Below are 19,057 nucleotides of genomic sequence, written 5' to 3'. Positions count from 1 at the left end.
CGAGCTGCTACCGTGGCGCATCACGCTGCCAGCGGAATAACGCATCCCCGTCAATACGGCTCTCGCTGGACGCTTACATCAGGCCTACGATGGGGTGCTGTGGGACACTGGTGCCGCAGGGATGGTGTAGGCCGGGCAAGCTTGCGCCGCCCGGCATGTCGCAGGAAAAAGGTTAAGCCGTAATCCTCAAAGAACCAGTAGCCGCTATTGACCAGCGCGGCGAGCATTGCCAGGAAAGACGGATCTTCCAGCGCGTCGCCGAAGTGGGCACCGTTCAGCACGATATGGCTGGATAGCGCTTCCAGTGCCGGACGATGAGGGGAGTCGATTTTTTCGCCGTTGGCAAATACCTCATCGCCGATGCGTAAAACGCGAAGTCCACCCAGACGCACCAGCTTATCGCCCTGTTTCAGCGCATCATAAATTTCATCCGGCTGATAGGGCGGCTCCGGCGGTGCAATATCCAGCTCATGACGTGCCTGGGTGATAAATTCACCAAACCACTGGCTGAAATTTGCTGGTTCATTAATCAGATCCAGCATCATGCCACGCAGCTTATCCAGCTCCGCTGGCAGGATATCCGCAGGATGTTCACGCGGCGCGATATCCGGATCGCTGTAGCGGAAACTACCCAGCTCACGTTGCAGAACGTAATCAGCAAAACCACTGATCAGTTCGCGCGCGTTCGGCGCGTGGAAACCCACCGAGTAGTTCATTGAATTTTCCAGCGAATAACCTTCGTGCGGGAAACCGGGTGGAATATACAGAATATCGCCTGGCTCCAGCTCCTCGTCGATAATCGCTTCAAATGGATCGACCTGCAACAGGTCCGGATGCGGGCAATGCTGCTTCATCGGCACTTTCTCGCCAACGCGCCAGCGGCGGCGTCCGGTACCCTGAATAATAAAAACATCATACTGATCGAGATGCGGCCCCACGCCACCACCCGGCACCGAGAACGAAATCATCAAATCGTCCACGCGCCAGTCGGGTAACGCGCGGAAGGGACGCATCAGCGCCGCGGTGGGTTCGTGCCACTGGTTGACCGCCTGCACCAGCAGTGACCAGTCGTTTTCACCCAGATGATCGTAGCTTTCAAAAGGACCGTGGCTAAGCTGCCACTTGCCCTCCTGATGGCTTACCAGACGGCTATCGACTTCGCTTTCCATCGCCAGACCGGCCAGCTCGTCGGGAGAGATAGGATCGACAAAATTGGCGAAACCCCGCTTCAGTACCACCGGACGTTTTTGCCAGTAGCGTTCGATGAAATCGGGCCAGTTTAATGCTAATTGATAATCCATAATGGTTTCCCGCAGGCTCGTAACTGAAGGGATTATAACGGATGCCAGTCACTTAAGATGCAGGAGAAAAAAGAAAAACACGCGGGTTAGTTATTTTGTCCTCCTGGATGCTGTCGGCCAAAAACAATCTCCATGCGCGCACCACCCAGCAAACTCTCTTCGGTGATAATTTTACCGTCATATTGTTCGACGATTTCGCGCGCCACCGAAAGTCCCACCCCCTGACCCGGACGAAGCGTATCGATACGCTGTCCGCGATCGAACACTAACTCGCGTTTGCTCAGGGGAATACCGGGACCATCATCTTCAATAATAATATGCAGATGCTCATCCGTCTGGCGGGCAGAGATTTCAACAAATTCCAGACAGTACTTGCAGGCGTTATCCAGCACGTTACCGCACACTTCCATAAAATCATTTTTTTCCCCGACGAAGCTGATTTCCGGCGAGATATCCAGCGAAATGCTGACCCCTTTACGCTGATAGACTTTATTCATGGCGGACGTCAGGTTATCCAGTAGCGACGCCACCGGGTGCAGCTCCCGGCTTAACATGACGTTGCCCCCGCGCATGCTGGCACGGTGGAGAAAATAGCCAATCTGCTGAGAAATACGGCTGATTTGATCCAGCATGACCGGCTCGGCTTCGGCTACGCTGATTTTTTCACTGCGTAGCGAGCGCAACGTACTTTGCAGTACAGCCAGTGGTGTCTTCAGGCTGTGCGTGAGATCGGTAAGCGTGGTGCGGTACTTTTCATTACGCTCACGCTCTGTTTTCAGCAGCCGGTTCAGGTTGCTTACCAGATGTGTGAGCTCACGTGTAGTTTCAGGGTTGAGCGCTTCACGGTGGTGTTCCTCAAGTTCGCGAACCTCTTTTGCCAGCGCTTCAAGCGGCCGTAAACTCCACCAGGCGGCGACCCATAGCAGTGGGATCACCAGCAGCAAGTTAGCAATTAGTACATAGAAAAACCAGTTCCACACTCTGCTGGAGCTTTTGAGTTCGATCGGAATGGTATCAACGATGACAATCGTCAAGCGCGGCATACGGGCCGTCGCCGGATAGATATTGACCGCAACTGAGTGGGTCATTTCGTCATCCGGATCGGCCTCGCGCCGGATCTCAGCCAGTTTATCCTCTACCTCACGATCGTCGCGCAACAGGGTGCTGCTGAAATCCACATCGGCCTCAATCTCCTGAAAGCCGTTGGATTTCAGCCAGTCAGGGTGAATGCGTTTAACCAGCCAGGGCACGTCGCGTTGCGTCCACAATAGCCTGCCGCTGTCATCATAAATCAGCGCGATAGAGGGGCTTTGCTGCGCCAGGTTTTCCGGCAGATCAATGCTCAGTGCGCCATTCTCCCACTTTGCGAGGGTATAGAATAAATTGCTTTCGCCGCGCAGCAGGCGATAGGTGGTTTTATCAAAACTTACGCTATAACCGACCAGTGCCACCATGCCGTAAGCCAGCGACAGAATCAAAACCACTGCCGCTGTGGCCAGTAAAAAGCGGATACGTAGTGAAAGCGGCAGGAAGTGCCGCGATAGTCGATTCATGCCGGCAGTTCGAAACGGTAGCCCTGACCGCGTACAGTTGTAATAACGTCGTGCGGAAAGCGAGTCTGAATTTTTTTACGCAGTCGTCCCATCAGCACATCTATTGTGTGGCTTTCCCGCAGTTCAGCATCCGGATAAAGCTGAAGCATCAGTGCATCCTTACTGACCACCTTACCGTGATTGCGGATCAGCGTTTCCATAATGGTATATTCAAACGCGGTCAGCTTGATGGTTTCATCGCTGACGGAAAGTTCACGGCGGGAAAGGTCGACCTGGAAGGGAGGCAGTGAAATTACCTGCGAGGCCAGCCCGCTATTGCGCCGCAGCAGCGCCTGCATTCTGGCCGCGACTTCTTCTATGTGAAAAGGCTTGGTGACATAATCATCCGCACCGGCGCTTAAAACTTCCACTTTATCCTGCCAGCCTTCACGGGCGGTCAGCACCAGTAGCGGCAAGGAAACGCCGTGGCTGCGCCAGCGACGGATCAGCGACAGGCCATCTTCATCAGGCAGACCCAGATCGACAATCGCCACATCAGGCACATGCTCGCCAAGATAATAATCCGCCTCGCGGGCGTCTTCGGCGGCGTCAACCTGATGTCCCATTTCCTGAAGCTGAACTTTAAGATGGTGACGCAGCAGGGGATTATCTTCTACAACCAGTACGCGCATGACGTTTTCCTCACATTACGATCGGCAACAGTGTAGCGCAAACAGATAAATATTCATTCAACCAGCGGGCAAGAACGCCCTCTTTTCCGGCAGAAAAGAGGGCGCGGGACGTTATTTCAGTTCGTCTACCATGGTGGTGGCCCGGCCAATGTAGTTGGCAGGCGTCATGGCTTTGAGGCGGGTTTTTTCCTCTTCCGGCAGCGCAAGGCCGTCGATAAACTCCTTCATGCCTTGCGCATCCACGCGTTTACCGCGCGTCAGCTCTTTGAGTTTTTCGTACGGTTTTTCAATGCCGTAGCGACGCATGACGGTCTGGATTGGCTCTGCCAGCACTTCCCAGTTGTGATCCAGCTCATCCAGCAGGCGATCGCGGTTCACTTCCAGCTTGCTGACGCCTTTGAGGGTGGACTGATAGGCAATCAGCGCATAGCCGACGCCAACGCCGAGGTTGCGCAGAACGGTAGAATCGGTGAGATCGCGCTGCCAGCGTGAAACGGGCAATTTACTGGCCAGATGCTGCAATACGGCATTAGACAGCCCCAGATTGCCTTCGGAGTTCTCAAAGTCGATCGGGTTAACCTTATGCGGCATGGTAGACGAGCCTATCTCTCCGGCGATGGTTTTCTGTTTGAAATGGTTCAGCGCCACGTAACCCCAGACATCACGATCGAAGTCGATCAGGATGGTGTTAAAGCGCGCGATGCAGTCAAACAGTTCAGCAATATAGTCATGCGGTTCGATCTGCGTAGTATACGGGTTCCACTGAATGCCCAGTGAAGTGACAAACGTCTCGCTGAACTGATGCCAGTCGACTTCCGGATAGGCCGCAATATGGGCGTTATAGTTGCCCACCGCACCGTTGATTTTGCCGAGGATCTCAACCTGCTCCAGTTGACGGTACTGACGCTCCATACGGTACGCCACGTTAGCCATCTCTTTACCCAGCGTGGATGGCGTTGCCGGCTGGCCGTGGGTGCGAGAGAGCAGGGGAATATCGCGGTACTGAACAGCAAGATCTTTTACCGCATCAATCAGCTTGCGCCAGTACGGCAGGATCACCTCTTCACGCGCGGTTTTCAGCATCAGCGCATGTGAAAGGTTGTTGATGTCTTCAGAGGTGCAGGCAAAGTGAATGAATTCTGAAACTGCATGCAGCGCCGGCACGCTGGCGACCTTTTCCTTGAGGAAATATTCAACGGCCTTCACGTCATGATTAGTCGTGCGCTCAATGGTTTTGATGCGTGCCGCGTCTTCTTCATTGAAGTCCGCGACGATTTTATCAAGGTAACCGTTTGCGTCGGCAGCAAATGAAGGAACTTCCTTAATCGCTGCGTGCGCGGCCAGTTTTTGCAGCCAACGAACCTCTACCTGGACGCGAAATTTCAGCAAACCATATTCGCTGAAAATATCGCGCAGCGCGCTGACTTTGTCGCCATAGCGTCCATCGACGGGGGAAACGGCGGTCAGTGAGGATAATTCCATAGATCACAACTCCGGAGTTAAATGAGCGAGAATGTGTTTGGCCTGGGTTAACAGGCGCTTACGGGAAAACATAAGTTGCAGGCGGCCACCGCCCACCTGGTGCCAGAGCACCGCTGCACGAATACCGGCAAGCAGTGAGGCGCGAACTTTGGCCTGCACCTGAGCGCTTTGCAGTACCGCAGGCGAGCCAGTCACCTGGATACGCGGCCCAAGCGGGCTAATAACGTCGACATAAATGCCGGCCATGGCGCTTAATAACGTCTCAGACTGGAGATCAAAATGGTCGAGCTGGCGCTGTAAACCAGAAATACTGTTACCCAGCGTATCCATCGCGCCTTTGGCGGCGGCGAGTTTGCGCTCCAGCACCATCAGGCTAAGGGTATAGCGAGTGAGTTCAGCATTCAGGCCCTGGCGGCTGCTGGCATTTAAAACGCCGAGCAGGGTTTCCAGTCCGAGACGCAGATTGGCTTCGCTACCGCCGAACACGCCCAGGGTTGAATCCGGGTTAAGGTCGATAATGCTGTTAAGCGAAACGTGCAGGGCGTCGCTATCGCAGTGGCCCTGATGCGCCAGTTGTTGCACCAGACGGGCAGACTGGCAAATACCGGCCAGCGCCAGGGTGATGTCATAATAGTTCTTCGCCACACTCACTCCTTGTTATTCCTGCGCATCCACGACCCGCAGGCTATATTTCAATACGCCAGCGGTAAACGCTGTTCAATAATGCCGCCGCCGAGGCAGACTTCACCGCTATAGAAGACCGCCGACTGACCCGGCGTCACCGCTGAGACGGGTTCCTCGAAGCGAACCTCAATGCGATCGTCATCAAGCGCCGTGATGGTGCAAGGAATATCGTTCTGGCGATAGCGTGTTTTTACCGTGCAGCGCAAAGTGCCAGTTACTGGCTGGCGATCGACCCAGTGCAGTTGTTGAGCAATCAGCCCTACAGACATCAGGCGCGGATGCTCGTGGCCCTGCGCGACGACCAGAATATTATTCTCAACGTCTTTATCCACCACGTACCACGGATCGTCGCTGCCTTCTTTCGTGCCGCCGATGCCCAGCCCTTTACGCTGGCCGAGAGTATGGTACATCAGCCCCTGATGCTGGCCGATTTCCTCGCCGTCAACGGTAATGATTTTACCCGGCTGAGCGGGCAGGTAGCGTCCGAGGAACTCGCGGAATTTACGTTCGCCAATAAAACAGATACCAGTAGAGTCTTTTTTCTTCGCAGTGACGAGATCCAGCGCTTCCGCGATTTTACGCACCTGCGGTTTTTCCAGCTCGCCAACCGGGAACAGACTTTGGGCAATCTGTTCGTGACCGAGGGTGTACAGGAAATAGCTTTGATCTTTATTGCCGTCGAGACCGCGCAACAGGCGGCTTTTGCCGTCAACGTCGGCACGGCGCACATAGTGACCGGTGGCGATATAATCAGCGCCCAGATCTTCTGCGGCAAACTCCAGAAAAGCTTTAAATTTGATTTCTTTATTGCACAGAATATCCGGGTTCGGCGTACGGCCCGCTTTGTATTCCTCAAGGAAATGCTCAAAGACATTGTCCCAGTATTCTGCGGCAAAGTTCACGGTATGCAGCTCAATGCCGAGCTTGTCGCAGACGGCCTGAGCGTCTGCCAGATCGGCTGCGGCAGTACAATATTCCTCGCCGTCGTCTTCTTCCCAGTTCTTCATGAACAGGCCTTCTACCTTATAGCCCTGTTGCAGGAGCAAATAAGCGGAAACGGAAGAATCGACACCGCCGGACATACCGACGATCACTTTTTTTGGGCTTTCTGACATAGGAATACTCACGACATTGAACTTCAAGGCGGCGTATTTTAGCACGCCCCCCCTGACTTGACACCCTCTGTAAACGGCCAGTTAAATTCGCCGATCAGCGCCAGCGGGTATTTTTGCCCCCGTTGCCAGCTACGGATGCTCTCTGTCACCAGCGGTGAGCGCAGGTTAGCGGCGGTGAGGATCTCCTCAGCGCTAACCCACAGGCAGCGGTCAATATCACTGTCGTGCGGCTCTGTAGGGCACATTTCGTTAAGTTCAATGGCAAACAGAAAGCGCAGAAACGGGGTGTTGTCCGGGGCGATCCATTGATGCAGGCGGAGGAAATGTTGCGGTTCTGCAGCAATACCCGTTTCTTCCCACAACTCGCGCTTCGCTGCCTGTACCAGCGTTTCGTCCGCTTCCAGATGGCCCGCAGGCTGGTTCCAGAGCGCTTTACCGTTGATGGTTTCTTCAACGACCAGAAATTTGCCTTCTGCATGGACGATGCAGGCGACGGTGACGTGCGGTTTAAACATGTGATGGCCCTGTCATGTTCTGACTTTTTCCTGCCCTGAACCACAGGACAAAGTCATGGTAGATTTCACGTGCGCAAGCGATAACAGTAGCAAATTGATGCGCGATCTCCTGTACCTGGATTTCTTCACAGTGTAAATTGTGTTCGCTCTCGACTAACTGGTTGGTCATGCCGTAGTAATAGCTACAATCGTAATATCCTTCCTGGTACGCATCAGAATAGTGCCCCGCCTGTTCGAGAAACGTCCTCCAGGAGATGTGGCGCTGTTGATAGCGTAAAAACAGACAGGCGATATAAAAATCGGCGGACTGCTCAAACTGGATAAATGGTTCGGACCACACATAGGTTCCAATAATATTAAGTGCATCCGGGATGTAAGTAACCGTGGCTAATTCCAGTATCCACCCCGGCGGGTTATCTTCGTCCTTTATGACGTTGTCACAGAAAGGAATATAATGATCGCAATAAATAAGACCAGATTGCAGCATCAGATAAAGTCGTTCAGCCTTTGTTTTACAAAGCATGGGACGGTAATCGGGTTGGTTCATTGCAGACTGGTCCCATTTTCAGGTTCAACAGGAATCGTAATTTTGCCAGTTAATTTATCAATATTGATATAATACAGTATCGGCGCGGTTTCAGGATCGGCATCACCGCGACATTCATCCGACTGGTGATCTTCGCGAGCAACCATAGCGATCGTGTTCTTTTCATTCTTGCTTTCATAAAACAGGCAAACATTGTCATGGCGAAGATTTAGCGTAGCTACCCGCACCGCGTTGTCCGTTGAGGAGGGGTTAATATCTTCACGATAGCGATCGCCGCTGTTGAGTGCTTTAAGTCGTGATGTTTTCAGCCAGCCGCGGACGATCTGGCGATCGGCGGTGTAATAGACGGCCTCACTAAAATCGTCCGTTGAACCTTCCTGTAATGAAACCTTATCACCCGGCAGCAGAAAAACGGTGTCGCTGCGACACTGTTCATCAGGCAGTGAATAAAACCACACCCGACCTTTGCCCTGGACTTCATATTGATTATCCACAGGGGCATACTGGGGTTCACGGCTCGCCAGATGATTGTTGTCGCTGTCTTTCCAGTGCTGGCACTGTTTACTGAGTGACAGTCGATTTTTTACCTCACTTAACCCGGCATTCTCGACCCAACCAGTAGCAAAATCACCGTTCTTATCGCGAAAACGAACGTAGGCGTATTCCACAAAAAGACGAATTTGGCCAGCGTCATAATAAATAATATCCCCTGACTCCGTTCGCTGTGGTGAACGCCTGAGAACCTCTACCGTGTCGCCCGTTACCAGAAATGCCGGAAGTTGGCATTCGGCGGAAGGTGCAGAGTAGAAGTGTAGTCGGGGGGAATGGCTCACCCTGGCAGAGGTATAGACATAATCGGCAGTACCTGCCGCTATGCCGGCTATGTTGTCACATTGCGCGACAGCCTGGCAGAAGGGGCTGGTGCCACATAAGCTAAGTATGGCCAGTAACCATATGATTTTCATCTCGATCTTCCCTGATGTTATTTGCAAACCCTCAAATAGTACGCGCTGTTACTTCTCTGGTCGCGGCCTATTTTTTATTTCCCGCCATTCACCACTGGCAAGATCCTCCAGCGTGTAATCCCCCATCGCATAGCGAATCAACCGCAGCGTCGGAAAGCCAACGTGAGCGGTCATGCGTCGAACCTGGCGATTCCGGCCTTCATATAAAGTGATTTTCAGCCAGGTGGTGGGAATATTTTTTCGCTCGCGAATAGGTGGATTACGCGGCCACAACCACGTGGGTTCAACGACAGCTTCAACCCCGGCGGGCAGGGTGGGACCATCGTTAAGCGTCACGCCAGTACGCAGGGCATATAGTGCTTCTGCTGTCGGTTCGCCCTCAACCTGCACATAATAAATTTTCCCGGTGCGCTTGCCCGGTTGCGTCAGCCGCGCCTGTAGCGCCCCGTCATTGGTTAGTACCAGCAGACCTTCGCTGTCCCGGTCCAGACGACCCGCCGCGTAAACGCCCGGCACGGGGATAAAATCTTTTAACGTGCTGCGTCCTGCTTCGTCGGTAAACTGCGGCAACACATCATAGGGTTTATTGAACAGAATCACCCGCTGCGGCTGGTTTTCCCGTTCGTTTCTGGTTGCTCGTTGTGAGCTGAATCGCTTAAGGCGGTGATTTGTAAAAGAAGTTTTGCGCATAGTATTTTCAGACGTTATCAATTGCCGCATTATAACCTAATGATGAATGCCTTTCATGCAACCAAACTATCAGGTAGTATTGATGGGCTTATTACAAATCATTAACAAAAATCAGTAACAACCAGAAGCGCTCGAAGGAGAGGTGAATGGAAAGCAAAGTAGTTGTTCCGGCGGAAGGTAGTAAAATCACCCTGCAAAACGGCAAGCTGAACGTTCCGAATAACCCGATTATCCCCTTCATTGAAGGTGATGGTATCGGTGTTGACGTCACGCCAGCAATGCTGAAAGTGGTCGATGCCGCTGTGGAGAAAGCCTATAAAGGCGAGCGTAAGATCTCCTGGATGGAGATTTATACCGGTGAAAAATCTACCCACGTTTATGGCCAGGACGTTTGGCTGCCCCCTGAAACGCTCGATCTTATTCGTGAATACCGCGTCGCCATTAAAGGTCCTCTGACTACCCCGGTCGGCGGCGGTATTCGCTCGCTGAACGTGGCCCTGCGTCAGGAGCTTGACCTTTACGTCTGCCTGCGTCCGGTTCGTTATTACCAGGGTACCCCAAGCCCGGTGAAACATCCTGAACTGACCGATATGGTCATCTTCCGTGAAAACTCCGAAGACATTTATGCAGGTATCGAGTGGAAAGCCGACTCTGCCGACGCGGAAAAAGTGATTAAATTCCTGCGTGAAGAGATGGGCGTGAAGAAAATCCGCTTCCCGGAACATTGCGGTATCGGCATCAAGCCGTGCTCCGAAGAAGGGACTAAGCGTCTGGTGCGTGCGGCAATTGAATACGCTATCACCAACGATCGCGATTCGGTGACCCTGGTTCACAAAGGCAACATCATGAAGTTCACCGAAGGCGCGTTTAAAGACTGGGGCTACCAGCTGGCGCGTGAAGAGTTCGGCGGCGAACTGATTGACGGCGGCCCGTGGCTGAAAATCAAAAACCCGAAAACCGGCAAAGAGATCGTTGTCAAAGACGTTATCGCGGATGCGTTCCTTCAGCAGATCCTGCTGCGTCCGGCCGAGTATGACGTTATCGCCTGTATGAACCTCAACGGCGACTATATTTCTGACGCCCTGGCGGCGCAGGTCGGCGGTATTGGTATCGCGCCGGGCGCGAATATCGGTGACGAATGCGCGCTGTTTGAAGCCACTCACGGCACCGCGCCGAAATATGCCGGTCAGGACAAAGTAAACCCTGGCTCAATTATTCTCTCCGCTGAAATGATGTTGCGTCACATGGAATGGTTCGAAGCGGCTGACCTGATTGTTAAAGGTACCGAAGGCGCAATTGCGGCTAAAACCGTGACCTATGACTTCGAGCGTCTGATGGAAGGCGCTAAGCTACTGAAATGTTCAGAGTTTGGTGACGCCATTATCGCCAATATGTAACGTGCTATCTAAAACAAAAAGCCAACATAGATGTAAAGTTTATGTTGGCTTTTTTATCCACTCATCCTTTCCCCAAAACTTCCCCAAAATCCTTCCCCAAAACTGAACACTTAAACGGCCACGACCGTCCAGTCTTTTCCCCTGTCATCATGGTATTTAGCTGTCTGCTGTGGGGACTTATGGCCGAGCAAGCTTTGAGTGTCGATACCCTGAGCTTTATACAGACGTTCTGCTAATGAGCGCTGCTCGTGAAATGTCGGAGCCTTTCCTACAGGCCATGTAAGGCTGGTGCGATTCCTTGCTTTTTTAAATGTTGTGGTTATCGAACTGGCTGAAACTCTGTCGCCCCTCGTCGCCTGTGATGTACTGTGACGAAAATGCACCAGGTATTTACTTACCACTGCATCGCGGCATTTCGACACGACTTCACGCAGAGATATATTAAGGGCTTCACAGCGTAGCGATAGCGGCAGCGCCACCTTGGCACCAGTCTTTTCATGCTCGACGTGGAGCATATCATCCCAGATGTCGGAGAACTTCATCCGGGAAATGTCCCCGATGCGTTGTCCGGTGACGACTGCCAGCAGCATCGCGCACTGAAGGTAGGGCGGGTGGTGTTCAGCCGCAGCGTAAATTTCTTTCCACTCTTCGAGGGAAAGGCGTTCACGCGTCACTCTGTTACGTGGCTGGCGAGTGGCCTGCGCCGGATTATAGCCCGGAGGAACATGGCCGGCATGCTGGGCTTCTTTGAACACATCGATCAGTGTTGTGCGCACTACCTGTGCCATGCGGCTGTGTCCCTGGGCTTTAACATCATCGACGATCTCTGCGATTTCCAGAGTAGAAACTTCCTTCAGATACATCATCCCGGAATGCTGTCGTAACAGCTCAACGGGTTTATTTTTTTGTTTCACTGAGTTCAATTTAATATCTCCTGACTCAAGACGTTCCTGTTGAATTGCAAGGTAGCGATCCAACCAGGTAGTTACGGTGATGAATTCTCGGGATTCGCGCATACGGGCAATTTTTTCATTAACACTAAGTATCTGACGCGTGCGCTGTTCCGCGATAATGTCATTCGCTTCACTCGCTACCTGCTTGGCCTCATCGGCATTAGTGCCGAGGCTGTGAAATTTTCCTGTTACCGGGTGTTTATATTGCCAGTACACACGCCCGGTGCGCTTATCAAGCTTTGAATAAAGATTGGGGATCGAAATTTTATGAGTTCGCGGTCTGGCTGCCATCTTCAATAATTCTTCTTAGTTTCGGGTTTGCGTTTGCAGCTATCCTGGGCTGAGCTAAGATTCCAATAAATCGGGACTCACGGTCTATCATCCATTCTCTGCCCACTTTCCTTGCTGGTGGTGCCATCATGTGGCCCCTTGCATATCTTTTTAATGTGCGAAGACTGGGGGCTAAGCTTCCAAATTCCTCTTCAGCCCATTTTTCTAAACTCACCATTCTGGCCATCTGTTGTGCCTCTGCGATTAGCAAAATATCGCTAACCTTTTATAAAAACTGATTTTCAATATTCACTTCGCAATGCGCCGTTGCCATGCCGTCACAGCGTCTTGTCGTGTCCAGATATCCCCCAGCAACAGCACCCGCTTGCCGCAGTTCCCGCGCTGACAATAAACCCGGTAATACCACACCTTACGCCCGTTCTCAGTGGCATAGCGCCCACGCAACACCGGACTGCCTCCGCATGAGCAATCAGGCAGGCCGTAATACTGGGTTTCCCTTTCTCTGGTCATGCCTTGGCCCTAGCGCTACGTGCGCAGCTATTACGCCATACTGCCACCACTCCTACGCCCTGAGCGGTATTTTGCATCATTGACAGTTCGGCGAGGAGAGTTGATGCACGCCGCCAGAACCCGCGTTCTTGCAGCCTTATTACTTCCTCTTCAACCTTTTTTATTTCCGCTTGCGTGTATTTTGCGGGCAGGGAATCATTATCAATAACTGGCGTATATCCAGGCGCTGAACTATAAAAGCTCACGTTATTTTTCCTTTCGCGAACGACTTTACCTTCTTTAATGAGCTTGCTCAAAAGCCCGCTGCAACTATTATAATCCTCACAATCAGATATTTCCGTGAGAACAGTAATAGTGGTGTGTGGGTTAAAAAATAAATAATTTGCGAGTGTGTCTTTACGTGATAGTGCCATAACATTCGCGGCCCACAAGGGCCGCTCTCCTTATCTTACCTGCAATGATTCCGGATTCGTTTCAAGATGAGCGCCTTTAATTTCTTTGCCGGACTCAATAGCTTCTTTAATTTTCTGTTTGTTCGGCGCGATAATAGTCGCTACATCAACATACTCATCTGGTATATCTTGTTCATTATCTATTACTACGGATACCGAACCTTTTCTTACCGTCAGGGTATTGCACTCGGTTTTAAAGTTTTTTAATTTTGCAGCCAATAAGCACTGAAGAATATAATTTTTTAAGTTCTTAGCTTGCGTCTCAAAAGATTTCTCGCGGCTGCTGAGTCGTTTTATTTCTTCTGCGACAGTATTGGCTTGCCCTTCAAGATTGCGAACCAGCGTCATGATCCCGTCGAATTTATCACCGAGCGCCAGTTCTTCCCCTTCAAATGTGTCCGCGATGTCTTCCGGTGAAAATTTCCCGGATTCGACGAGAGCATCTAATTTAGCCATGTTGGCAGCAATGCTAATCGCGGTATTTTTCTGGCTCATGCGGTTTGCTCCTGCTGTCCGTTCAGCGCTTTGATGCGATCATCTTTAATTTGATTGAGGCGGCGTAAACGGCCAGACAAGTATTTAGCGTGTTCCAAATCGCCTTTTTCTTCAGCAGCTTTACGGTGGACCTCCACCTCGCGAGCCAAAGTATCGTAGGCTTTTTTTGCTTCGTTTGACGTTACCGCGGATTCGATCGTCCCGGCGACACGCGTCATTTTTTCGTCCAGTTCTATCCGCAGTCGGGTTACATCCTCGGCTTTTTCGCTGGCGTTCTTAATGGCGAATTCTGTAGCATTTTCCTGTTTGTATTCGGCCTGGTCATATAGTCCCAGCCAAACGTCAGCAGAGAAGCCCAGCAGAGAGAGTGCTTTTTTGATAGCGTCAGTCAGGGATTTTTTCTGCGCTTCGCCGTCGCAGGTAATTCCGTGTTTAGTTTTATAGAGGTATTTAGTCGCGCCGTAGGCTTGAATGCGTTCCGCGATTCCGGCATACCAAAAGGCGATTTTAATACTGTGATTCTGCTCGGTGATTAGTGTTCCGTCACCGTCACGGAGCAGGCGGGTGCCAATAAATTTTTTATTTTCGTCGTAAATAGGCTCGCTGATCGGTGCGCCGGGGAGCATGCGATCTTCCAGCACTTCAAACCCCCAGCCAGTGCCGATAGGGCCAAAAATTTCAGTGCATCGCATGATCATGTACTCGGCGTTGATACTTGTTCCTTCAAAGCCAGCGCCAGCCAGGTCTTTTGTATAACGCGGATCTGTACGCATGACGCTGCGCCAGATCTTCATGTTATCACCTTTGTCTGCAAGGTCTTTTTCGAGGCTTGCGCCAATTCCCTGAAAATCAGTCGCTGGCTGCGGTGTGAAGGTTTGCGCCGTTTGTCCTGTTAAAGCTTCTACTGAAAACACACCGCCGCCCAGGTTTTTAACTGCCGGTTGCTTATCTTCGGTTCTAATCCACTTCGGATCTTCAGGGTCGCTGATACCCTCAACAAATTCACCCCGAGCGGCGGCTAATTTCCGGCTAACGTCATCAAACGAGTCTGGCGAACCCTGGGAGCTGTCTTGCTCGGTAACATGAGCAACATAGCTTCCTGTTTTGCGCGCCTGATATTCCTCCTGTGAAATTTCCACACAGCCAGCGGCGATCACTTCCTGTAGTTTGGGGAGCTTATTTGCACGACCAATTTTGCCACCGTCAGCAGTGCGATAGTAGAACGGCCCCAGACGCTCAGTAACCGTTTTCGGCGTTTCCTGAGGCTGGTCATCTGCCGGTGTGGCAGCTTCATTCTGCGGTTCCTGACGGGGGGTTTCCTCGTCGGTAACAGCAGGGTAATCTGGCAGTAGGGCGTGACCAGCGAAACGCTCGCGAACGTAGGCAAGGCGGGCTGCGTTGTCTTTAATCAGTTTCAGGTCTTTCATGCCGTCAAGCGTGAGCGCGTATAGTTCGCTCTCGGGGAAGCTATATATTCCAGGTATGCCCACCAATGTGTTGCGCCACGCGCGCCAGGCTTCATCACGCGAATCTTTAATAAATTTTGCATTCTTGACGTCCGACGCCCCGGCTTTGGCGGGTTCAGCGCCTGCCACCAGCAGTGCGACAACCAAATCGAAACGCTCGGGATCTCCGCTTCCCTTTTTCAGTTCAGCGGAATCAGTCACCGGGGCGCGATCCGCATCCTTCAGACTGTTTTGCCAGTTCGCCAGCTGAGCCTTAATTTCCGGCCATTTTTTTGTAGTGGGGCATTTTTCCACAACGAATTTTATTGCTTCAATAATCCGCTCGGGGTACATAGCCGCGATTGGAGGGGTTTTAATGATAGCTTCAACAATATGGCCGGGAAATGTGTTTGCCTCGTCCTGTGAAAGCTCAAGCGCATCCGGCAGCATATCGGACGTGATTTCAGTGGTCATATATTTGACTAGAACTGCAATCCTCATTACCGGCGACAGTTTATCGAATTCAACTAACCTGGTATTCGTTTCCGGTACAACCGGCATATTGTTTTCCGAGTCCCAGTCATAACCCTTGAGGATCTCTTCATCCCAAACATCAATAGCCCCACAAGGCAGACCCGGCGCGTTTTCATACACCACGAATTGAAATTGTTCATCGTCAGCCTCAGGGTACTGATCCAGAAATTTCATCACTGCCGTTGCGCGAGCGTGTCGGATATTGGCTGCATAAAATCTAAGGGTTGTTTTGCACGCACCGTTTTCTTCTACAATTGCGTCGCATGGAATGGCGTAAACTATAAATAACTGTTGCTCTGACATGTAATAACTCCTGCGCAAGTTATAGCGCCCCTAGGGGCGCGCGTTATTTCTTAATGAACTTTATTTTTTGACGCCTTTGATACGGCTTCAATTAACACACTTTTCAGGTCTGTTGACTGAACATCTTCGGCAATATCTATTTGATCAACTCTCAAAAAGGCGCGCTCAGCAAATAGCATTTTCAATGCGCACTGAAAGCAGTCGACCGCTTTCATCTCGCCAAGATGTGTGAACGGAATAACGCAGCTGGCATCTTTTTCACCAAGTGCTATATAGATGAAACCGAGCGATTCATCCTTAATTGAAATTTCAACCACATGATGACTTGCAACAATAATTACTGGTTCGACATCAATTTTTAAAGCAAAGTTTAATGATTTCATTTTAATTTCCTGAAAAAAGATTGTGGAATTCCCCGCTAATAATTAGCGCCGCTTTTAATAAAACTACTTAAATTTAATAAATATCAGGATTGCCTTTTTGGGCCAGCACGTAACAAATCTTTCTCACGGTAGCCCAAAAATAATTCAGTTTAATTGCCTGTTGCTGAGGCGGCTTGCGTTCAAAATCCTGCATTATGCCGCCTCCCGATCTGCAATCTGCGCTGCCATTTCGTACCGGGCAATAATGCCAGCCACGGCAGGGAGGAATTCGTCTAACAAATCGTCAAACTCTGCGCTTTCACGCCAGCGTCAAAACGCTGGCCGGAACAGCTACCCTCTGATTTTCACGCTCATTGAGAGAGAGCAGGGCATCAAGAATACCAGTCCGCACCTTGCCGCCTTTAATGCTTTCCCTGGTCATTTCTTCCACCAGCTCAACCTCACGGGTGTAGAGCTGTTCGCTGGCGTCCTGGCTATGCCGCAGACTGTCAGCAGCTTTTTGAATGCGAACTCCATTTTGAGCCATCATTTGTAATCCCTCATCCTGGCCTTAACGCGGCTAACGGAACGTTTTACTGAGTAACCACTGTGCTGTGATTGTTAGATAAGCATTGCCGTCATGTTCGTATGCCTCGGGCTGGCTACTTAGTTCCTTCCGGCACCGGGTAACTCGTGGTATTGCCTGGTGTTGTTCGGTTGGCGCTTTGCTTTCGATGGGATTAAGTTAAGTTAACTCAACACAAAAATCAAGCTTTATATGTTTAGAAAACTCAACAATATGGGCGAAATGAAGTAACTGCTTTTAAAACAGCTACTTAAGTTGATTTCTTTTGCGTGCTTTGAGAAGTTCTTCGAAAAGGTTGTTAAAATTGTCTACTCGCGCGCGAAGAGAATTAATATGCGCGGACTGTTCTGATTCAGGTAAAGCACGATAGAGCTTAAGTAACTCCTCCTCATCTTCAGAAAGGAGAAGTTTTTTTTCTTCAGGAATAGGCTCCCCAGGGGTTTGATCCTCATCTCCGAACAATAACCAGGTAGGGCTGCATTGCAAACCTTCGGCTAAGGAATGCAAATTCTTACCCTTGGGTTCTGTTTTATCACTCTCCCAAAGAGAAATTGAGGCATACGAAACCCCCGCAGCCTGAGCCAGGCCCCGCTGAGTCATCTTATTTTCTTTGCGGCGCTGAAGTATGCGCTGACCTATCGTAGATGTCGCCATGTTTAGTTATCTTAATTCTTCTTGACTTTAGTATCCTTAACAACGTATCTTGTTTAACATTCTCAACAAAAAGGTTGAAATAATGCTTAAACAGGATGCTATAGATTTTTTTGGAAATAAATCCAACCTTGCGCGAGCTGCTGGCGTTGAGCGCTCAGCGGTCTCTCAGTGGGGGGAAGTTATCCCTGAAGCAAGGGCCGCGCGCTTGCAAGCTGCCTCGCATGGCGCACTCGTATATGACCCTTTTGTCTACGACCAGCATAAACAGGCTCGCAAAGAGGATCTGAATCATGAAAATCAGTCCGTCAGTTGAAGCGGTCGCTGCCGAACTGGAAATGTGGGCGGCGGCGGTAGGGTGGAAAACCGTCGCTGGGCTGGTAGCTGGCGCATACCACGCGAACGGCGGTGGCGAGCTGCTCCCGCGTGCTGATAGCGCTTGTGGATTGCGTAACGCGATACAGCGCTTACAGCGTATTTATCGGGGCTGTGACGGTCCACGTTACTACCCACAGGCTGAAATCCTGAAATTTGTGGTTCTCTCAGTGTTACCAGCGGAAACGCGCGCGCGCTTGGAATCACCAGGTGATCCGGTGTTGCTGGCCGCACTGGCGGCGAAAGAGGGGATTGAGGCTGTGAACGCGGTAAACCTCGGCGCGGCACCACAAGCAGTTATTAAAGAGCTGGAGGAAGCGATCTCTGCGTTTACAGCGACTAAAAACGCAATTCAACGTAACTGGAATATGTGCGAAGTGGGGATGTATGGCTAATAGCTGGCTTCGTCTTTGGCATGACATGCCAAACGATCCGAAGTGGCGAACAATCGCCCGTATTTCTAAGCAGCCCGTAGCGCTGGTGCAGGCCGTTTATATTCACCTGTTAGTGAATGCGTCACAGAATGTCACGCGTGGTCACGTTGATGTCACGACCGAAGATATCGCAAGTGCGCTTGATGTGACGGAGGAAGAAATAGAGCAGATTTTCCTGGCTATGCAGGGGCGTGTTTTGGATGGAAATACGATATCAGGATGGGAGAAGCGGCAGGTTAAAAAAGAGGATGCAGGCAACACGTCAGGCTCGGCAAAGTCAGCAGCAGAGCGGAAGAGGGAGCAACGAGAGAGGGAAAGGCAAAGGCGAGCCGAAGAAGGCGGTCACGACGAGTCACGAGCGGTCACAATAGATAAAGATAAAGATAAAGATAAAGATCTAAATATAGATCCCCCCTTACCCCCCAGGGGTAATTCGGTTTCTGAAAAATTTAATCCGTTGTCGGTTGAAATACCGGACTGGCTCGATCCGAATTTGTGGGCCGAGTGGGTAGATTTCCGCAGACAATTAAAAAAACCGATTAAAACTCAGCGCGGAGCATCTGAGTCGATAAACCGCTTGGGCGAATACCGGGAACAGGGATTCACGCCTGAGCGCGTAATCCGCCACAGCATTGCAAACGAGTATCAGGGACTGTATGCGCCGCAAAATAACCAGCAGCGCGGCAGGGATGTAAATCAATTATCACAGCCGGACGAAAAAATCCCGGCTGGATTCAGAGGGTAGG

The 19,057-nt window shown here is 51.1% G+C and carries 22 protein-coding genes and 1 pseudogene; 4 read left to right on the top strand and 19 right to left on the bottom strand.

The window, feature by feature from the left end:
• Positions 1 to 185: 185 nt before the first annotated feature.
• From CHU32_RS03875 to rluE, 10 genes and pseudogenes are all read right to left on the bottom strand, one after another.
• Positions 186 to 1,301: pseudogene (locus CHU32_RS03875) on the bottom strand (ribosomal protein uL16 3-hydroxylase); the annotation flags it as partial.
• Between the two features lie 86 nt (positions 1,302 to 1,387).
• Entirely contained in the window at positions 1,388 to 2,854 is a 1,467-nt protein-coding gene (gene phoQ / locus CHU32_RS03870; RefSeq protein ID WP_103677850.1) for a two-component system sensor histidine kinase PhoQ, read from the bottom strand.
• Positions 2,851 to 3,525: a two-component system response regulator PhoP gene (phoP, locus tag CHU32_RS03865; RefSeq protein WP_103677849.1), complete on the bottom strand. Its 675-nt coding sequence runs from the start codon at positions 3,523 to 3,525 to the stop codon at positions 2,851 to 2,853. The genes phoQ and phoP overlap by 4 nt, the downstream gene beginning before the upstream one ends.
• A 111-nt stretch (positions 3,526 to 3,636) precedes the next feature.
• The gene (gene purB, locus CHU32_RS03860; RefSeq protein ID WP_103677848.1) at positions 3,637 to 5,007 is read right to left on the bottom strand and encodes an adenylosuccinate lyase; all 1,371 of its coding nucleotides are present in this window, start codon (positions 5,005 to 5,007) and stop codon (positions 3,637 to 3,639) included.
• A 3-nt stretch (positions 5,008 to 5,010) separates the two neighbouring features.
• Complete coding sequence (gene hflD / locus CHU32_RS03855; protein WP_103677847.1) at positions 5,011 to 5,652, bottom strand: high frequency lysogenization protein HflD; 642 nt, start codon at positions 5,650 to 5,652, stop codon at positions 5,011 to 5,013.
• A 47-nt stretch (positions 5,653 to 5,699) separates the two neighbouring features.
• Positions 5,700 to 6,806 (bottom strand): tRNA 2-thiouridine(34) synthase MnmA, encoded by a 1,107-nt coding sequence (mnmA, locus tag CHU32_RS03850; RefSeq protein WP_139156242.1) that lies wholly within the window; start codon positions 6,804 to 6,806, stop codon positions 5,700 to 5,702.
• 38 nt (positions 6,807 to 6,844) lie between these two features.
• Complete coding sequence (locus tag CHU32_RS03845; protein ID WP_103677845.1) at positions 6,845 to 7,321, bottom strand: NUDIX hydrolase; 477 nt, start codon at positions 7,319 to 7,321, stop codon at positions 6,845 to 6,847.
• The gene (locus tag CHU32_RS03840) at positions 7,314 to 7,868 is read right to left on the bottom strand and encodes a hypothetical protein (RefSeq protein WP_103677844.1); all 555 of its coding nucleotides are present in this window, start codon (positions 7,866 to 7,868) and stop codon (positions 7,314 to 7,316) included. Before CHU32_RS03840 ends, CHU32_RS03845 begins: the two co-directional genes overlap by 8 nt.
• On the bottom strand, positions 7,865 to 8,833 hold the full coding sequence (locus CHU32_RS03835; protein ID WP_103677843.1) for a hypothetical protein: 969 nt from the start codon (positions 8,831 to 8,833) through the stop codon (positions 7,865 to 7,867). The genes CHU32_RS03840 and CHU32_RS03835 overlap by 4 nt, the downstream gene beginning before the upstream one ends.
• A gap of 48 nt (positions 8,834 to 8,881) precedes the next feature.
• Complete coding sequence (gene rluE / locus CHU32_RS03830) at positions 8,882 to 9,553, bottom strand: 23S rRNA pseudouridine(2457) synthase RluE (RefSeq protein WP_103677842.1); 672 nt, start codon at positions 9,551 to 9,553, stop codon at positions 8,882 to 8,884.
• Between the two features lie 116 nt (positions 9,554 to 9,669).
• On the opposite strand from rluE, the gene icd reads away from it, so the two are divergent.
• A complete protein-coding gene (gene icd, locus CHU32_RS03825; RefSeq protein WP_103677841.1) occupies positions 9,670 to 10,920 on the top strand; it encodes an NADP-dependent isocitrate dehydrogenase in 1,251 nt (416 codons plus the stop codon).
• 110 nt (positions 10,921 to 11,030) lie between these two features.
• Here the strand turns inward: icd and CHU32_RS03820 are convergent, their stop codons facing one another.
• The 9 genes from CHU32_RS03820 to CHU32_RS03785 form a co-directional block, all read right to left on the bottom strand.
• Positions 11,031 to 12,164, bottom strand: a complete 1,134-nt coding sequence (locus tag CHU32_RS03820; protein ID WP_103677840.1) for a phage integrase Arm DNA-binding domain-containing protein — start codon at positions 12,162 to 12,164, stop codon at positions 11,031 to 11,033.
• The gene (locus tag CHU32_RS03815; protein WP_103677839.1) at positions 12,139 to 12,390 is read right to left on the bottom strand and encodes an excisionase; all 252 of its coding nucleotides are present in this window, start codon (positions 12,388 to 12,390) and stop codon (positions 12,139 to 12,141) included. Before CHU32_RS03815 ends, CHU32_RS03820 begins: the two co-directional genes overlap by 26 nt.
• Positions 12,391 to 12,452: 62 nt before the next feature.
• On the bottom strand, positions 12,453 to 12,674 hold the full coding sequence (locus tag CHU32_RS28000; RefSeq protein WP_133159277.1) for a hypothetical protein: 222 nt from the start codon (positions 12,672 to 12,674) through the stop codon (positions 12,453 to 12,455).
• Positions 12,671 to 13,087, bottom strand: coding sequence for a hypothetical protein (locus CHU32_RS03810; protein ID WP_103677838.1), 417 nt, complete (start codon positions 13,085 to 13,087; stop codon positions 12,671 to 12,673). The genes CHU32_RS28000 and CHU32_RS03810 overlap by 4 nt, the downstream gene beginning before the upstream one ends.
• 30 nt (positions 13,088 to 13,117) lie before the next feature.
• The gene (locus CHU32_RS03805; protein ID WP_245880177.1) at positions 13,118 to 13,621 is read right to left on the bottom strand and encodes a siphovirus Gp157 family protein; all 504 of its coding nucleotides are present in this window, start codon (positions 13,619 to 13,621) and stop codon (positions 13,118 to 13,120) included.
• Positions 13,618 to 15,903 carry an exonuclease family protein gene (locus CHU32_RS03800; protein WP_103677837.1) on the bottom strand — a complete coding sequence of 762 codons (2,286 nt, stop codon included), beginning with the start codon at positions 15,901 to 15,903 and terminating at the stop codon, positions 13,618 to 13,620. The genes CHU32_RS03805 and CHU32_RS03800 overlap by 4 nt, the downstream gene beginning before the upstream one ends.
• Before the next feature lie 50 nt (positions 15,904 to 15,953).
• Positions 15,954 to 16,286 (bottom strand): hypothetical protein, encoded by a 333-nt coding sequence (locus tag CHU32_RS03795; RefSeq protein WP_103677836.1) that lies wholly within the window; start codon positions 16,284 to 16,286, stop codon positions 15,954 to 15,956.
• A 298-nt stretch (positions 16,287 to 16,584) separates the two neighbouring features.
• Complete coding sequence (locus CHU32_RS03790; RefSeq protein WP_103677835.1) at positions 16,585 to 16,815, bottom strand: hypothetical protein; 231 nt, start codon at positions 16,813 to 16,815, stop codon at positions 16,585 to 16,587.
• Positions 16,816 to 17,097: 282 nt separating this feature from the next.
• Positions 17,098 to 17,505, bottom strand: coding sequence for a helix-turn-helix domain-containing protein (locus tag CHU32_RS03785; RefSeq protein ID WP_103677834.1), 408 nt, complete (start codon positions 17,503 to 17,505; stop codon positions 17,098 to 17,100).
• A gap of 82 nt (positions 17,506 to 17,587) precedes the next feature.
• On the opposite strand from CHU32_RS03785, the gene CHU32_RS03780 reads away from it, so the two are divergent.
• Genes CHU32_RS03780 through CHU32_RS28885 form a run of 3 tightly spaced genes read left to right on the top strand, consistent with a single transcriptional unit; the run spans position 17,588 to position 19,056 of the window.
• Positions 17,588 to 17,818 carry a Cro/CI family transcriptional regulator gene (locus CHU32_RS03780; RefSeq protein WP_103677833.1) on the top strand — a complete coding sequence of 77 codons (231 nt, stop codon included), beginning with the start codon at positions 17,588 to 17,590 and terminating at the stop codon, positions 17,816 to 17,818.
• Complete coding sequence (locus CHU32_RS03775) at positions 17,796 to 18,272, top strand: toxin YdaT domain-containing protein (protein ID WP_103677832.1); 477 nt, start codon at positions 17,796 to 17,798, stop codon at positions 18,270 to 18,272. Before CHU32_RS03780 ends, CHU32_RS03775 begins: the two co-directional genes overlap by 23 nt.
• On the top strand, positions 18,265 to 19,056 hold the full coding sequence (locus CHU32_RS28885) for a hypothetical protein (RefSeq protein ID WP_425444876.1): 792 nt from the start codon (positions 18,265 to 18,267) through the stop codon (positions 19,054 to 19,056). Before CHU32_RS03775 ends, CHU32_RS28885 begins: the two co-directional genes overlap by 8 nt.
• Position 19,057: the final 1 nt, after the last annotated feature.

This window comes from Superficieibacter electus, from assembly GCF_002915575.1.
Taxonomy (GTDB): domain Bacteria; phylum Pseudomonadota; class Gammaproteobacteria; order Enterobacterales; family Enterobacteriaceae; genus Superficieibacter; species Superficieibacter electus.
This window is presented reverse-complemented; position numbering and strand designations above follow the sequence as displayed.

Excerpts from the sequence above, each read along its gene's own strand:
- phoP (WP_103677849.1), bottom strand. The coding sequence starts at position 3,525 with ATGCGCGTACTGGTTGTAGAAGATAATCCCCTGCTGCGTCACCATCTT.
- CHU32_RS03835 (WP_103677843.1), bottom strand. The coding sequence starts at position 8,833 with ATGAAAATCATATGGTTACTGGCCATACTTAGCTTATGTGGCACCAGC.
- CHU32_RS03820 (WP_103677840.1), bottom strand. The coding sequence starts at position 12,164 with ATGGCAGCCAGACCGCGAACTCATAAAATTTCGATCCCCAATCTTTAT.
- CHU32_RS03795 (WP_103677836.1), bottom strand. The coding sequence starts at position 16,286 with ATGAAATCATTAAACTTTGCTTTAAAAATTGATGTCGAACCAGTAATT.
- purB (WP_103677848.1), bottom strand. The coding sequence starts at position 5,007 with ATGGAATTATCCTCACTGACCGCCGTTTCCCCCGTCGATGGACGCTAT.
- CHU32_RS03815 (WP_103677839.1), bottom strand. The coding sequence starts at position 12,390 with ATGGCCAGAATGGTGAGTTTAGAAAAATGGGCTGAAGAGGAATTTGGA.
- CHU32_RS28885 (WP_425444876.1), top strand. The coding sequence starts at position 18,265 with ATGGCTAATAGCTGGCTTCGTCTTTGGCATGACATGCCAAACGATCCG.
- rluE (WP_103677842.1), bottom strand. The coding sequence starts at position 9,553 with ATGCGGCAATTGATAACGTCTGAAAATACTATGCGCAAAACTTCTTTT.
- CHU32_RS03780 (WP_103677833.1), top strand. The coding sequence starts at position 17,588 with ATGCTTAAACAGGATGCTATAGATTTTTTTGGAAATAAATCCAACCTT.
- icd (WP_103677841.1), top strand. The coding sequence starts at position 9,670 with ATGGAAAGCAAAGTAGTTGTTCCGGCGGAAGGTAGTAAAATCACCCTG.
- phoQ (WP_103677850.1), bottom strand. The coding sequence starts at position 2,854 with ATGAATCGACTATCGCGGCACTTCCTGCCGCTTTCACTACGTATCCGC.
- CHU32_RS03845 (WP_103677845.1), bottom strand. The coding sequence starts at position 7,321 with ATGTTTAAACCGCACGTCACCGTCGCCTGCATCGTCCATGCAGAAGGC.
- mnmA (WP_139156242.1), bottom strand. The coding sequence starts at position 6,806 with ATGTCAGAAAGCCCAAAAAAAGTGATCGTCGGTATGTCCGGCGGTGTC.
- CHU32_RS28000 (WP_133159277.1), bottom strand. The coding sequence starts at position 12,674 with ATGACCAGAGAAAGGGAAACCCAGTATTACGGCCTGCCTGATTGCTCA.
- CHU32_RS03805 (WP_245880177.1), bottom strand. The coding sequence starts at position 13,621 with ATGAGCCAGAAAAATACCGCGATTAGCATTGCTGCCAACATGGCTAAA.
- CHU32_RS03785 (WP_103677834.1), bottom strand. The coding sequence starts at position 17,505 with ATGGCGACATCTACGATAGGTCAGCGCATACTTCAGCGCCGCAAAGAA.
- CHU32_RS03840 (WP_103677844.1), bottom strand. The coding sequence starts at position 7,868 with ATGAACCAACCCGATTACCGTCCCATGCTTTGTAAAACAAAGGCTGAA.
- CHU32_RS03790 (WP_103677835.1), bottom strand. The coding sequence starts at position 16,815 with ATGATGGCTCAAAATGGAGTTCGCATTCAAAAAGCTGCTGACAGTCTG.
- CHU32_RS03775 (WP_103677832.1), top strand. The coding sequence starts at position 17,796 with ATGAAAATCAGTCCGTCAGTTGAAGCGGTCGCTGCCGAACTGGAAATG.
- CHU32_RS03800 (WP_103677837.1), bottom strand. The coding sequence starts at position 15,903 with ATGTCAGAGCAACAGTTATTTATAGTTTACGCCATTCCATGCGACGCA.
- CHU32_RS03810 (WP_103677838.1), bottom strand. The coding sequence starts at position 13,087 with ATGGCACTATCACGTAAAGACACACTCGCAAATTATTTATTTTTTAAC.